Below are 14,614 nucleotides of genomic sequence, written 5' to 3' on the forward strand. Positions count from 1 at the left end.
TGCCATGAGCGAAACCGACAGCGAAAGCACCCGCGCGCGTTTCGTCGAGGTGTTCCAGGCCCAGCGTGCGCGCATGGAGGCGCTGGTCAGCCGCCGGGTCGGCTGCCGTGCCACCGCGTCCGACCTGGTCCAGGAGCTGTTCCTGCGCTTCTGGCGCCGCCCCGAGGTCAAGGTCGAGGCGCTCGACACTTACCTGTTGCGCTGTGCCGGCAACCTGGCCATCGATCACCTGCGCAGTGAGGGCAGCCGAGAACGCGTCGCTGAAGCCTTGCTACCGCTGGGTGAAGCGGGCCAGGCCCAGGCGCCGGAGCAGGCCGTCGAGGTCGATCATGACCTGCAGCGTGTGGAAGCCGCCCTGCGTGCGCTGCCTGAGCGCACCCGGCAGATCTTTTTGCTCAACCGCGTCCACGGCTGCAAGTACGGTGAAATCGCCACCGCCATGCAGCTTTCCCAGAGCAGCGTGGAGAAGCATATGATGCGCGCCCTCGAAGCGTGCAAGGCGAGTGTTGCCGAGCCCGCGACCTTCACTCGCAGGCCTGGGAGCGCCCGCCGATGAGCCATCCAGACCCGATCACCGCTGCGCAGTCCGCGGCGGCCTTGCAGTGGCTGATGCGGATCAACCAACAGCCAGCGGCTTCGCACAGCGCAGCGTTCAAACGCTGGTTGCTGGAGGACCCGAAGCATCGCGAAGCCTATGCCGAGGCCCAGTGGCTGTGGCAGCTCAGCGAAGCACCGGCAGCGCGTCTGGCCGAGGAACAACACGCAGACCTGCAACACTACTTGCGGGCCATGGCCAAGCCGCCTGGCAAGGGCCATTGGCGGCGCGCCGGCATGGCGTTGGCTGCGGCGTGCCTGGTGCTGGCTGTGACTATGGCGGGTGGCTGGCGGCCGAGTGACTGGTTGCTGAACCTGCAGGCCGATTTCAGCAGCAGTGATGCGATTCGCCAGGTGACCCTGGCGGACCAGTCGCAGGTGACCCTGGATGCGGGCAGCGCCATCGCCGTCGACTTCCAGCAGGGTGAACGCCGCGTGCGCCTGTTGCATGGCGCAGCGTTCTTCCAGGTTACCCATACCGGTCAGCCATTCGTGGTAGAGGCCGCTGGCGGCGAGGTAAGGGTGCTGGGCACGCAGTTCGAAGTGCGTGACCAGGGGCAGGGTGCGCAGGTCATCGTGCGTAGCGGGCGTGTGGCAGTTATCCCGGCGGCTGGGCAGGCCGGTCAGGTGCTGACGGCCAACCAGCAACTGGCATTTGCCGACGGGCATGCAGGCGAATTGGCGAGCGTGGACAGCGACAGCCGCCTGGCCTGGCGCCAAGGCTGGCTGAACTATTACCAGGTGCCGCTGGCGCAGGTGGTGGCAGACCTGGGCCGCTACTACCCCGGCCGCATCGTGTTGCTCGACGGCGAGTTGGCGCAGCGCAAGGTCAGCGGCAGCTTCCCGGTGGATGAGCCTCTGGCGGCACTGGACTCGCTGGGCAAGGTGCTGGGTTTCTCGCGGCAAACCTTGTTGGGGCGGCTGACCGTTATCCGCTGACAAAAAAACTTCACAAGTGGGTGAGGTAACTGGAGTTGGCATCCGTGTAATGAGTGGAAGTGCGATTCATTCGCAGTAATAGCCACCTCACAGGTCAGCGTCCATGAAGTTCACCCCGCGTTGCGTTCCCCTCTGGCTCGGCCTTTCTGCATGCTCGGCCATCACCGCTGCCCCTGGCCTCATGGCCGCCGAGCAACGCCAGCTGCACAGCTTCGCCATGGCCAGCCAGCCGCTGGCTCAGGCCCTCAACGCTTTCAGCCGTGCCACTGGCCAGAGTGTGGTCTACACCCTCGAATTGCCCGGCGTGCAGGCCCCGGCCGTCAACGGCGCGTTCAGCGCCGAAGAGGCCCTGCAACAGTTGCTGGGCAACAGCGGCCTGACCTGGCGCCGCCTCGACGCACGCACCCTGACGCTCGAACCTGTGGATACCTCCGGCGCCCTCAACCTGCAGGCCACCACCGTGACCTCGCAGATGGACAGCTACAGTTATCAGCCGCCCGCCAGTGCCTCGATCATGCGCGGCCAGGGCCCGTCCCAGGACATCCCCCAAGCGATCAACGTTGTGCCGGCCCAGGTCATCCGCGACCAGGCCCCCCGCAACCTCGACGACGCCCTGGCCAACGTCAGCGGCATCACCCAAGGCAACAACTTCGGTGGCACCTCCGACACGGTGATGAAGCGCGGCTTCGGTGACAACCGCGATGGCTCGATCATGCGTGACGGCATGCCGCTGGTGCAGGGCCGCAACCTCAGTGCCAGCACCGAGCGGGTCGAAGTGCTCAAGGGCCCGGCCTCGCTGCTGTATGGCATCCAGGACCCGGGCGGGGTGATCAACGTGGTCAGCAAGCGCCCGCAACTGCAGCAGTACAACGCCCTGACGGTACGCGGTTCCACCTACGGCAGCGGCAAGAACGGCAGCGGCGGTGGTTTCGACAGCACCGGCGCGCTGGGCGACAGCAACTTCGCCTACCGCCTGATCGTCGATCACGAGGATGAGGACTACTGGCGCAACTTCGGCGTGCACCGCGAGTCGTTGGTAGCACCGTCGCTGGCCTGGCTCGGCGACGACACTCAGGTGGTGCTGGCCTACGAGCACCGTGAATTCCTCTACCCGTTCGACCGCGGTACGGCATTCGGCAGCAACGGCCACCCGCTGGACATTCCGGCTACCCGCCGCCTGGACGAACCGTTCAACGACATGGAGGGGCGCTCCGACCTGTACCGCCTGGAGGTCGACCACCAACTGGCCGACGACTGGAAACTGCACTTGGGCTACAGCTTCAACCGCGAGACCTACGATGCCAGCCAGGTTCGCGTTACCGCTGTGAATGAGGCCAAGGGCACGCTGACGCGCAGCATCGACGGCACCCACAACGCCATGAGCCGCGACCAGTTCGTCACCCTCAGCCTCAATGGCAATGTCGAACTGGCCGGCATGCAGAATGACCTGCTGTTTGGCATCGACCACGAAGACCGCAAGATCTTTCGTGGCGACCTGATCCGTCAGACCGCTCGATCTACCTTCAGCTACGTGAACCCGGTCTACGGCCAGGAAGTGGAGGGCACCACGGTGCGTGCAAGCGACAGCGACCAGACCGACAAGCTGCGCACCGACGCCTTGTTCGTGCAGGACGCGCTGCACCTGGACGAGCACTGGATTCTGGTGGCAGGGGCGCGTTACCAGCAGTACGACCAGTACGCCGGCCGTGGCCGCCCGTTCAAGGCCAATACCGACAGCAACGGCCAAGCCTGGGTGCCGCATGCGGGCATCGTCTACAAGGTCGATGAGCAGCTGTCGTTGTATGGCAGCTACAGCGAGTCATTCAAGCCCAACTCCAGCATCGCCCCGCTGACCGGTGGCGTGGTGCTGGATTCGTCGGTGGCGCCGGAGGAGGGCAAGTCCTGGGAGCTGGGCGCCAAGCTGGACATGCCGGGCAGCCTCACCGGGACCCTGGCGCTGTTCGATATCACCAAGCGCAACGTGCTGGTTTCCAACTTCGACAGTGGCACCGGCGAGACGGTCTACAGCAGCGCCGGGGAAGTCAGCTCACGCGGCGTGGAACTTGACCTGACCGGGCAGCTCAGCGAGCGCTGGAGCCTGATCGGCAGTTACGCCTATACCGATGCCAAGGTGACCAAGGACCCCGACCTTGAGGGCAACCGCCTGCAGAACGTGGCCAGGCATAGCGGTTCGGTGTCGGCGGTGTATGACTTCGGCAGCCTGTTTGGCGGCGATCGCCTGCGTTTGGGGGCCGGGGCGCGTTATGTGGGCGAGCGGCCAGGGAACTCGACCAATACCTTCGACCTGCCGAGCTACACCGTGGCCGATGCGTTCGCCAGCTACGAGACCAAGCTTGACGAGCACAACGTGCGCTTGCAGCTGAACGTGAAGAACCTGTTCGACAAGGTCTACTACAGCTCGGCGGTGAACCAGTACTTCGTCGCCATTGGCGATGCGCGGCAGGTAAGCCTGTCCAGCACCTTCGAGTTCTGACCTGCGGGAGCGGCTTTAGCCGCGAATGGCCATACGATACTCGCCAGGGGTTGCACCGAACGCCTGGCGAAAGCGATTGCTGAAATGGCTGGCACTGGCAAACCCGCACAGCAGTGCCACCTGGCCCAACGGCACCTCACCCAGGCGCAACAACTGGCAGGCCCGGTGCAGCCGTCGCGCCAGCAGGTACTGATGCGGCGGCAAGCCGAAACTGGTGCGGAACATCCGCGCAAAGTGATACTCGGACAGGTTGCAGCGCAGTGCCAGTTCACCCAGGGTAATCGGCTGGTCGAGGTGCGCCTCGATGTACTCCACCAGTTGCCGGCGCAGGCTCGGCGCCAACCCGCCTTTCAGGCGCAACCCCTGGCGCAGGCCAACCTGGCTGAGCACGGCATGGTCGACGATCTCGTGGGCCAGGCTGCTGGCCAGCAACCGTTCGGCGGGCTCATCCCAGTCCAGGGTGATCAACTGGCGAAAACGCACGGCTTGCTGCGGGTCATCGAGGAAGGTCGCTTCCTGCAGCTGCAGTTCACGTGGCTCACGGTCGAGCAGGCGCACACAGCCCAGGGCGAACTGCGCTTCGCTGATGTACAGATGGGCCAGGCGAATCGCACCGTTCACCACCCAGTTCGACTCTTGCCCCGCCGGCATGATGCACAGCTTGTTTGGCGCGCCCTTGTCGGCCGGGCGCTGGCGGCGAAAGGTGCCGGTGCCGTCGGCGATGTAGCACGACAGCGTGTGATGGCTCGGTGCCTGGTAGTCGCGCGCGTCGTCGCGGTTGCTCCACAACGCTGCCGCCAGCCCGTCGCCCAAGTGCGCGCTCAGCTCCAGCCGGGCGTTGGGCGAGGCGTGCATGGCGTTGAACACTTGCAGCTGGGTGAGCGGGGTCATGGGCGGTTCCTCTGGGCTCATCCTACTGCGCCAATCTGTCGCTGACAGCCACCTGTGAGCGAAAAGCGCAAGTTTGTGCAAGCGCATGGCGGTGGGCAGGGAGAACACTGATGGCGTTGAATCTGAAAGGCCCAAGGAACCGCCGCCATGAACCTGTCCCTGTACCTGCTCACCGTCCTGATCTGGGGCACCACCTGGATTGCCTTGAAACTGCAACTGGGCGTAGTCGCCATCCCGGTGTCGATCATCTACCGCTTCGCCCTGGCCGGCCTGATCCTGTTCGCCATTCTTCTGCTCAGCCGCCGCTTGCAGCCGATGAACCGGCGTGGCCACCTGATCTGCCTGGCGCAGGGCTTGTGCCTGTTCTGTGTCAACTTCATGTGCTTCCTCACCGCCAGCCAGTGGGTCGCCAGCGGCCTGATCGCCGTGGTGTTCTCCACCGCCACCTTGTGGAATGCCCTCAATGCCCGGATCTTCTTCGGCCAGAAGATCGCCAGCAATGTCCTCGCGGGCGGTGCGCTTGGCTTGCTCGGCCTGGGCCTGCTGTTCTGGCCCGAGCTGTCGCACCACGCGGCCAGCCGCGAAACCCTCTACGGCCTGGGCCTGGCACTGCTTGGCACGCTGTGTTTCTCGGCTGGCAACATGCTCTCCAGCATGCAGCAGAGGGCCGGGCTCAAGCCCATGACCACCAATGCCTGGGGCATGCTCTATGGCGCGGCAATGCTGGCGGTGTATTGCCTCGTCAGCGGCATCCCTTTCGCCATGGAATGGAACACCCGCTACATCGGCTCGCTGCTGTATCTGGTCATCCCCGGCTCGGTGATCGGCTTCACCGCCTACCTGACCCTGGTCGGGCGCATGGGGCCGGAGCGGGCGGCCTATTGCACCGTGCTGTTCCCGCTGGTGGCGCTGAACGTGTCGGCGTTTGCCGAGGGCTATCAGTGGACGACACCGGCGCTATTGGGGCTGGTGGCGGTGATGGCGGGCAATGTGCTGGTCTTTCGTAAAGTCAGGGTCAGACCTTCGGTTGTGATCGAGGCCACACGCTGAATGCACGTTTGACAACTGGTAGAAATGACAGGTGTGTGTCCGAGTATCCCGATTCAGAATTGTCGAGCGCAGTTCATTTGGGATCAGCCCATGTCATCTACACAGGCAGGAAGCCAATCTCTTGCATTCAACCAGGTATGGCTGATCATCTCGCTGGCGTTGGCGTTTCATATCGTGCCGCTGCTCATGGCCGATCACTTGTATCTGGACGATTACTGGCGCACCGTTCTTGCTGAAAATGACTGGACCAGCCAAGGACGACCATTGACCGCTGCCCTGTTGGCCTTTCTGGGGTTTGCCAATGGTGCGCCAAACATCTATCCGCTGCCATTGCTACTCGCACTGCCAATCGTTGCCTACTCGCTCGCCCGGCTTGGTCGGCATTGGTACTCGACACCGTCTGTTGCCCACGTACTGGTGTTACTGCCCTTGTGGTACCAGCCTTTTTTCCTGCAGAACCTGTCCTATCAGTTTGACGGCGCCGCCATGGCGCTGGCGCTGATGGCGAGTATCCTGGCCATAACGGTAACTACCGAAGCCATGAAGTCCTGGTTTCTGGGATGCCTGCTGGTGGCCACGGCGGTGGCTTTCTATCAGGTCGCCGTCAATGTGTTCATTGGCTTGTGCTGCCTGGACATCATGCGTCAAGTAATGGATGGGGCGTCGTTCAGTTGCATCAGGCGTCAGGCAGCGCAGCGACTGACACAGCTGATGGCGGGTTGCTTGCTCTATTACGTGGCCTGCTCAAGGATGATCACGGTGCCGCGAGGTAGATTGCTTACTTTCGATGGGCACTGGCCGGAGCTGATCAGAGGACGTTTGTCAGATGTTTGCGCTGACCTACGTCTGCTGGCCACGCCCCAGACAACCTTGTTCATGGAAGCTTTGCTGGTATTGGCAGGCGTTGCCCTCGTGACAGAGTTGGCATGCCTTTGGCGGCGGCCGTGTTCACGGTGGGAGCAGTTGGGGTTGACGGTGGCTCTCTTGTTGCCGGTACCTGTGATCTATGTTTCGATCACAGGCGTCATGCTTCTATTTGCCGATTATGATCACGCTGCCCGGACGTTGATGGGGTTCGGGGTCGCTTGCGTGATGGTGCTGTTACTGGTGCAACGCGCATTGATGCGATTGCCGCGCATCCAGATAGCAATTTTGCTGATCCCCAGTTTGTTCATGCTGTCGATCGCGTTCGCGTACGGGCGGGTGCAGTCGATGCAGAAGGAATTGAACCAGGCCCTGGCTCATTCGATTGCTCAGGATCTGTTTTCAAGGAGCGAGCTGGGCTCATTGGACCGCTACTACCTGGACGGGCAATGGATCAGCCAACGCTGGTTGCCAAGTGCACAAGGCTTGTTCCGGACGCTACCGGTGCTGACCCATGTACAGGGTGTCAATGGTTACGTGATGGTGCTGCCCGAGATGTTGACCTTTGCCGGCGTTGCCAATGTCGGACCGGCACTGGGCGGATCTGCGCCGATGAGCCGTCGACAAGTACTGGACCTCAGCCCGATCCCTGTGGTCGAACGAGCGCTTTACGAGATTCACAGAGTGGGCAACACAGGATATGTGCTGATGAAGGCGCCGCCGGTCAACTCAGCGGCTCCTTCTCATGCACTTCCAGGCCTGCGCCACGAATAGTGCGGTTCAGCAGCCCTTCCACACTTGCGGATTCACCAGATCGCGCGGCCGCTCGCCGAGCAGCGCCGCACGCAGGTTGTCCATCGCCCGGTTGGCCATGGCCTCACGGGTTTCGGCAGTCGCCGAACCAATGTGTGGCAAGGTCAGCGCATTGGGCAGCTGGAACAGTGGCGACTCGCTCAGCGGCTCCTTCTCGTACACATCCAGGCCGGCGCCACGAATAGTGCCGTTCTGCAGCGCCTCGATCAGCGCCGCCTCGTCGACCACCGGGCCGCGGGCGATGTTGATCAGGAACGCGCTCGGTTTCATCAGCTTCAGTTCACGGGCGCCGATCAACTTGCGCGTGGCATCGGACAGCGGCACCACCAGGCAGACGAAGTCGGATTCGGCCAGCAACTGATCGAGGCTGCGGAACTGGGCGCCCAGTTCCTGCTCCAGTGCAGTCTTGCGGCTGTTGCCGGCATACAGGATCGACATGTTGAAGCCGAAGTGGCCACGGCGGGCGATCGCGGCGCCAATGTTACCCAGGCCGACGATGCCCAGCGTCTTGCCATGTACATCGCTACCGAAGTGCGATGGGGCGACCGTGGCCTGCCAGTGGCCGGCCTTGGTCCAGGCGTCCAGCTCGGCGGTGCGCCGGGCACAGCCCATGATCAGCGAAAAACCCAGGTCGGCGGTGCTTTCGGTGAGCACGTCTGGGGTGTTGGTCAGGGCAATGCCGCGCTCGTTGAAATAGTCGACGTCGTAGTTGTCATAGCCGACCGAGACGCTCGACACCACTTCGAGCTTGCCCGCACCTTCGAGCTGAGCGCGGCCGAGCTTGCGGCCGGCGCCGATCAGGCCGTGGGCCTCGGGCAGGGCTTCGTTGAACTGGGCACTGATGTCACCGAGCTTGGGGTTCGGCACGATCACGTTGAAGTCTTGCTGCAGGCGCTCGGCCATGGCCGGGGTGATGCGGCTGAAGGCCAGGACGGTCTTTTTCATCGGGCAACTTCTCGGGGCGGTGGGTCGGGTTGATTGGTTAGCAACCTACCATTGTCCACCGCCACCGTGCAGCAGCTTTTTCAGTTGGCGATCAGCATTTCATGGGTTTTCAGGTCGGCTTCATGGGCCGCCAGAATCTCCGGCAGCGAGTTGCGCAGGTACTCGACCCAGGTCTTGATCTTGGCATCCAGGTACTGGCGCGAAGGGTAGATGGCATACAGGTTCAGCTCCTGCAGCCGGTACTCTGGCATCACCCGCACCAGGCTGCCGTCGCGCAAGCCGTCGATCACCGAGTAGATCGGCAACACGCCCATGCCCATGCCACTGCGGATCGCGGTTTTCATCGCATCCGCCGAGTTGACCTGGAACGGCGAGCTGGTGATGTTGACCAGTTCCTGGCCTTCCGGGCCGTCGAACAGCCATTTTTCCAGCGGGATCACCGGGCTGACCATGCGCAGGCAGGAATGCTGGAGCAGGTCGATCGGTTTGTGCGCAAAACCGTGCTTGGCCACGTACTCGGGCGAGGCGCAGACAATGCTGTAGGTGATGCCCAGGCGCTGCGAGACGAAACCGGAATCCGGCAGCTCGGTGGCCAGCACGATGGACACGTCGTAGCCCTCGTCGAGCAGGTCGGGCACGCGGTTGGCCATGGTCAGGTCGAAAGTCACGTCCGGGTGCGACTCGCGGTAGCGGGCGATGGCATCGACCACGAAGTGCTGGCCGACTCCGGTCATTGAATGCACCTTCAGTTGGCCCGCTGGCCGGGCATGGGCATCGCTGGCCTCGGCTTCGGCTTCTTCGACGTAGGTGAGGATCTGTTCACAGCGCATCAGGTAACGCTTGCCTGCCTCGGTCAGGGCGATGCGCCGGGTGGTGCGGTTGAGCAGCCGGGTTTGCAGATGGGCTTCCAGGTTGGAGACCGCCCGCGACACGTTCGCGGTGGTCGTATCCAGTTGCGCCGCAGCAGCGGTAAAGCTGCCTAGCTGGGCTACGCAACTGAAAGCACGCATGTTTTGCAGGGTGTCCATGGGTCACTCTCAAGATAGAGGACAAAATTGTGTCACGAAGTAACGCGAATGTGCGTTCGACCAAAGCCGGATTATCGCTGTTTCGGTAACAAAGATTCGCAGGAATATACGCTTATCGCCAGTACGGCGGCCCCCTAGAATTGCCCGGCCCCTTCACCTCTTCCTCGGGAAATCGCAGCTGTGCCGCGTCGCATCATCAGAACGCTTCAAGTGTTCAGTGCCTGTGCCCTTAGTCTCGCCTTGAGCGGCTGTATCGGAACCTGGGGTATCGCCCCGCAAAGCAAGACCCTGCAAGCCAATACCTTGACCACCGACGCGGCCATTCGCCAAGCAGCCAGCGATGCGCACTGGCCTGACCAGCGCTGGTGGCAGGCCTATGGCGACCCACAACTCGACCGCTGGATCGACCTGGCGGTGGCCGGTAGCCCGAGCCTGGCCATGGCGGCGGCGCGTGTGCGTGAAGCCAAGGCCATGGCCGGTGTGGTCGAGTCGGCGGAAAAGCTCCAGGTCAACGGTGATGCCACGCTCAAGCGGCACAACTGGCCCGAGGACCAGTTCTACGGCCCTGGCGCGCTGTCGGGCGCCAACACCTGGGACAACAACGCCGCCTTCGGCTTCAGCTACGCGCTGGACCTGTGGGGCCGCGAACGCAACGCCAGCGAGCAGGCGGTGGACCAGGCGCACATGAGCGCGGCCGAAGCCCGCCAGGCGCAGCTGGAACTGCAGAACAACGTGGTACGCGCCTACATTCAGCTGAGCCTGCATTTCGCCCAACGTGACATCGTCAAGGCCGAGCTGGAACAGCAGGAGCAGATCCTGGCCCTGGCCAAGCGCCGCCTGGACGGCGGCATCGGCACCCATTTCGAGGTCAGCCAGGCCGAGGCACCGCTGCCCGAAACCCATCGCCAGCTTGACAGCCTCGACGAAGAAATCGCCTTGACCCGTAACCAGCTGGCGGCGTTGGCCGGCAAGGGTCCAGGGGAGGGCGCGCAGTTGCAGCGCCCGACCCTGACCTTGGCGGCGCCACTGAAGCTGCCATCGAACCTGCCCGCCGAACTGGTCGGCCAGCGCCCCGATGTGGTCGCCAGCCGCTGGCAGGTGGCGGCCCAGGCCCGTGGCATCGACGTCGCTCACGCCGGCTTCTTCCCCAACGTCGACCTGGTCGGCAGCCTCGGCTTCATGGCCACCGGTGGTGGCCCGCTGGAATTCCTGACCGGGCGCAAGTTCAACTACAACGTTGGCCCGGCGATCAGCCTGCCGATCTTCGACGGTGGCCGCCTGCGCTCGCAGCTGGGCGTAGCTTCGGCCGGTTATGACGTGGCCGTGGCGCGCTACAACCAGACCGTGGTCGGCGCGCTGAAGAACATTTCCGACCAGCTGATCCGCCGTGAGTCGATGAAAGAGCAGTCGCACTTCGCCGCCGAGTCGGTGGCCGCTGCGCAGAAGACCTACGACATTTCCACGGTGGCCTTCCAGCGTGGCCTGACCGATTACCTCAACGTGCTCAATGCGCAAACCCTGCTGTTCCGCCAACAGCAGGTGCAGCAGCAGGTGCAGGCCGCGCGCCTGATCGCCCATGCCGAACTGGTCACCGCCCTGGGCGGCGGCCTGCAGGCCGGCCAGGACGTGCCGAAGGAAGAACGCCAGGCCGCGCCGAAAACCCCGGCCACCCTGGCCATTTTCGACAAGAAGCCGGATAACGCCGAATGAGCACTTCCAGTTTGCCCGTGCGCTGGCTGCAAAGCCTGGAATGGCGCCGGGGCTTCTTCGCCTGGGCGCGCACCGACGGCGTCACTTGGGTGTACATCTTCAAGGTGCTGGCGGCCGCGTTCATCACCCTGTGGCTGGCCATGCGCCTGGAGCTGCCGCAACCGCGCACGGCGATGATCACCGTGTTCATCGTCATGCAGCCGCAAAGCGGCCATGTGTTCGCCAAGAGCTTCTACCGGGTGCTCGGCACCCTGGCCGGCTCGGCGATGATGGTCGCACTGATCGCCCTCTTCCCGCAGAACACCGAACTGTTCCTGCCCAGCCTGGCCGTGTGGGTTGGCCTGTGCTCGGCCGGCGCCATGCGCTACCGCACCTTCCGCGCCTATGGCTTCGTCCTTGCCGGCTATACCGCGGCGATGATCGGCCTGCCTGTATTGCAGCACCCGGACCAGGCGTTCATGGCGGCCGTGTGGCGGGTGCTGGAGATCGCCCTGGGCATCCTGGTGTCGACCTTCGTCAGCGCCGCGATCCTGCCGCAGTCGGCCAGTGCCGCCATGCGCAACGCCCTGTACCAGCGCTTCGGGGTATTCGCCGGGGTGGTGGTGGAAGCCCTGCGCGGCGACAGCCAGCGGGACCGCTTCGAGACCAGCAACGTGCGCTTCGTCGCCGAAGCGGTGGGGCTGGAGAGCCTGCGCAACGTCACCGCCTTTGAAGACCCGCACATGCGTCGCCGCTCTGGCCGCCTGGTGCGCATGAACAGCGAGTTCATGGCCATCACCACGCGCTTCAACGCCTTGCACCGCCTGCTGGAGCGCCTGCGCGCGCGCGGCCCGCTGCAGATCGTCGGCGCCATCGAGCCCGGCCTGAACACCTTGGTGGAGCTGCTGCAGCCTTATGTGGGCCGGGCCCTGACCGACGCCGATGCGCTGCGCCTGACGCTGGAGCTGGCGGCCTACAAGGAAGGCCTGCAGGCGCAGGTGCGTGGCCTGCGCGCCGACTATATGGCAACTGAGCCTAGCGAATCCGACCTGCTCGACTTCCACACCGCGTTCGAGCTGCTCTACCGCTTCGTCGACGAGATGTACAGCTACGCCGAAACCCACGCCTCGCTGGCCGCGCACAAGCACGAACGCGAGCAGTGGGACGAGCCCTACGTGGCGCAGACCAGCTGGCTGGTGTCGCTGGCCGCCGGTGTGCGAGCCTCGGCAGTGCTGTTGCTGCTGGGCAGCTACTGGCTGACGAGCGACTGGCCGAGCGGCGCCATGATGACCCTGATCGCCACCGTCACCGTGGGCCTCTCGGCGGCCTCGCCGAACCCCAAGCGCATGTCGTTCCAGATGGCCTGCGGCACGGCGATCGGAGCCTTCATCGGCTTCTTCGAAACCTTCTTCGTGTTCCCCTGGATCGACGGCTTTGCGCTGCTGTGCATGGTCCTGGCGCCGGTGTTCGTGCTCGGTGCGTTCCTGTCGTCGCGACCAGCATACGCCGGTTACGGCATCGGCCTGCTGGTGTTCTTCGCCATCGGCTCGGTGCCGAACAACCTCACCGTCTACGACCCGTACAGCTTCATCAACGACTACATCGGCATGGTCATCGGCATGTTCGTCTGCGCTGCGGCCGGCGCGATCATCCTGCCACCGAACAGCCGCTGGCTGTGGAGCCGCCTGGAGCAGGAGCTGCGCGGGCAGGTACTGTTCGCCATCAGCGGCCGCCTGCGCGGCCTCGGTTCGGCCTTCGAAAGCCGCACCCGCGACCTGTTGCACCAGGCCTATGGCCTGGCTGCCGGCAAGCCGCAGGTACAGAGCCAGCTGATGGGCTGGATGTTCACCGTGCTGGAGATCGGCCACGCCATCATCGAACTGCGCAAGGAACAGGCCCGCGCGCCGATCCACCCGGCCTACGCCGAGTCGCAGCCGTGGCGCCAGGCCATTCGTGTCATGGGCCGTGCCCTGGCCCGCCTGTTCCTGCAGCCCAGTGCCAGCAACCACGAGCGCGCCCTGGTCGCGGTGGACCACGCCATTGCTCGCGTGCAGGCCACCGACGAACCGTTTGCCCGGCACTTCGACACTTCGGTGCTGCGCCGGGCGCAGAGCTACCTGCACTTCATCCGTTCATCCCTGCTGGACCCACAGTCGCCGCTGGCACCGGCGAAAGGATTACATCATGCCCCGTGAGATCGCCTTCCATGGCGTGTACATGCCCACCATGACCCTGATGTTCCTGTTCGCCCTGGGCCTGGCCTGGGGCCTTGACCGGTTCATCGCCAGCCATGATGGCTACCGTTTCTTCTGGCACCCGGCGCTGCTGCGCCTGAGCCTGTTCGTCTGCCTGTTCGGCGCCTTGGCGCTGTCGCTCTACTGGTGAGAATCCTTCGATGAAAAAGTTCTTCAGCCTGATCGCCACCCTGCTGGTGCTGACTGCTGCCGTGGTGATCGGTCGCCAGTTGTGGTTGCACTACATGACCACACCGTGGACCCGCGACGGCCGCGTGCGCGCCGACATCATCAACGTCGCCGCCGATGTGCCGGGCTATGTGGTGGACGTCCCGGTCAAGGACAACCAGCGGGTGAAGAAGGGCGACCTGCTGATCCAGATCGACCCCGAGCACTACCAGTTGGCGGTCGATCAGGCCAAGGCCCTGGTCGCTTCGCGCAAGGCCACCTGGGAAATGCGCAAGGTCAACGCCAAGCGCCGCGCCGACATGGACAACCTGGTGATCTCCAGGGAAAACCGTGACGACGCCAGCAACATCGCCAACTCCGCCCAGGCCGACTACCAGCAGGCCCAGGCTGAACTGGCGGCGGCCGAGCTGAACCTCAAGCGCACCCATATCGTCGCTACGGTGGACGGTTACGTGACCAACCTGAACATCCACAAGGGTGACTATGCGCGTACCGGTGAAGCGGTGATGGCGGTGGTCGACGAGAATTCGTTCTGGGTGTACGGCTTCTTCGAGGAGACCAAGTTGCCGCATGTGAAGGTCGGCGACCAGGCCGAGCTGCAGATGATGAGCGGCGAGCGTATCAAGGGGCATGTGGAGAGCATCGCCCGCGGCATCTACGACCGCGACAACCCGCAGAGCCGCGAACTGATCGCCGATGTGAACCCGACCTTCAACTGGGTGCGCCTGGCACAGCGGGTGCCGGTGCGCATTCACATCGATGAGGTTCCAGACGGGTTTCTGCTGGCGGCGGGGACGACCTGTACGGTGGTGGTGAAGCCGGGCGAGGAATAAAGCTGATCAAGTGGCATGTCGTGAGCACGCTAATCGTTAAAGGGGCACTCG

Annotated in this window: 12 protein-coding genes; 9 read left to right on the top strand and 3 right to left on the bottom strand. The window is 64.0% G+C overall.

Translation table 11 applies throughout. The features are described from left to right. The first annotated feature begins 4 nt into the window (after nt 1–4). The 3 genes from ABE528_RS17115 to ABE528_RS17125 all read left to right on the top strand — a co-directional run bounded on the left by ABE528_RS17115 (nt 5) and on the right by ABE528_RS17125 (nt 4,027). On the top strand, nt 5–556 hold the full coding sequence (locus tag ABE528_RS17115) for a sigma-70 family RNA polymerase sigma factor (protein WP_346653581.1): 552 nt from the start codon (nt 5–7) through the stop codon (nt 554–556). After that, entirely contained in the window at nt 553–1,533 is a 981-nt protein-coding gene (locus tag ABE528_RS17120; RefSeq protein WP_346653582.1) for a FecR domain-containing protein, read from the top strand. Before ABE528_RS17115 ends, ABE528_RS17120 begins: the two co-directional genes overlap by 4 nt. A gap of 103 nt (nt 1,534–1,636) precedes the next feature. After that, complete coding sequence (locus ABE528_RS17125; protein ID WP_346653583.1) at nt 1,637–4,027, top strand: TonB-dependent receptor; 2,391 nt, start codon at nt 1,637–1,639, stop codon at nt 4,025–4,027. Nucleotides 4,028–4,042: 15 nt separating this feature from the next. Here ABE528_RS17125 and ABE528_RS17130 read toward each other — a convergent pair whose 3' ends face one another. Continuing rightward, entirely contained in the window at nt 4,043–4,918 is an 876-nt protein-coding gene (locus tag ABE528_RS17130) for an AraC family transcriptional regulator (protein ID WP_152957057.1), read from the bottom strand. Nucleotides 4,919–5,065: 147 nt separating this feature from the next. Here ABE528_RS17130 and ABE528_RS17135 point away from each other — a divergent pair, with 147 nt between their 5' ends. Both ABE528_RS17135 and ABE528_RS17140 read left to right on the top strand, forming a co-directional pair. Further along, on the top strand, nt 5,066–5,968 hold the full coding sequence (locus tag ABE528_RS17135; protein ID WP_346653584.1) for a DMT family transporter: 903 nt from the start codon (nt 5,066–5,068) through the stop codon (nt 5,966–5,968). A gap of 90 nt (nt 5,969–6,058) precedes the next feature. Then, complete coding sequence (locus ABE528_RS17140; RefSeq protein ID WP_346653585.1) at nt 6,059–7,606, top strand: glucosyltransferase domain-containing protein; 1,548 nt, start codon at nt 6,059–6,061, stop codon at nt 7,604–7,606. 6 nt (nt 7,607–7,612) lie between these two features. Here ABE528_RS17140 and ABE528_RS17145 read toward each other — a convergent pair whose 3' ends face one another. Continuing rightward, nucleotides 7,613–8,590, bottom strand: a complete 978-nt coding sequence (locus tag ABE528_RS17145; RefSeq protein WP_346653586.1) for a D-glycerate dehydrogenase — start codon at nt 8,588–8,590, stop codon at nt 7,613–7,615. A gap of 80 nt (nt 8,591–8,670) precedes the next feature. After that, entirely contained in the window at nt 8,671–9,618 is a 948-nt protein-coding gene (locus tag ABE528_RS17150) for a LysR family transcriptional regulator (RefSeq protein WP_152954886.1), read from the bottom strand. A gap of 180 nt (nt 9,619–9,798) precedes the next feature. Between ABE528_RS17150 and ABE528_RS17155 the strand changes: the two genes are divergently transcribed. From ABE528_RS17155 to ABE528_RS17170, 4 genes are read left to right on the top strand one after another with little or no spacing between them, the layout of a single operon-like run. Further along, complete coding sequence (locus ABE528_RS17155; RefSeq protein WP_346653587.1) at nt 9,799–11,328, top strand: efflux transporter outer membrane subunit; 1,530 nt, start codon at nt 9,799–9,801, stop codon at nt 11,326–11,328. Then, nucleotides 11,325–13,502: an FUSC family protein gene (locus tag ABE528_RS17160; protein WP_346653588.1), complete on the top strand. Its 2,178-nt coding sequence runs from the start codon at nt 11,325–11,327 to the stop codon at nt 13,500–13,502. The genes ABE528_RS17155 and ABE528_RS17160 overlap by 4 nt, the downstream gene beginning before the upstream one ends. Then, a complete protein-coding gene (locus ABE528_RS17165; RefSeq protein WP_008097766.1) occupies nt 13,492–13,692 on the top strand; it encodes a DUF1656 domain-containing protein in 201 nt (66 codons plus the stop codon). The genes ABE528_RS17160 and ABE528_RS17165 overlap by 11 nt, the downstream gene beginning before the upstream one ends. 10 nt (nt 13,693–13,702) lie before the next feature. Further along, nucleotides 13,703–14,563 carry an HlyD family secretion protein gene (locus ABE528_RS17170; RefSeq protein ID WP_152954883.1) on the top strand — a complete coding sequence of 287 codons (861 nt, stop codon included), beginning with the start codon at nt 13,703–13,705 and terminating at the stop codon, nt 14,561–14,563. Nucleotides 14,564–14,614: the final 51 nt, after the last annotated feature.

Origin of the sequence: Pseudomonas sp. TWI628 (assembly GCF_039673865.1) — a bacterium.
Classification (GTDB): domain Bacteria; phylum Pseudomonadota; class Gammaproteobacteria; order Pseudomonadales; family Pseudomonadaceae; genus Aquipseudomonas.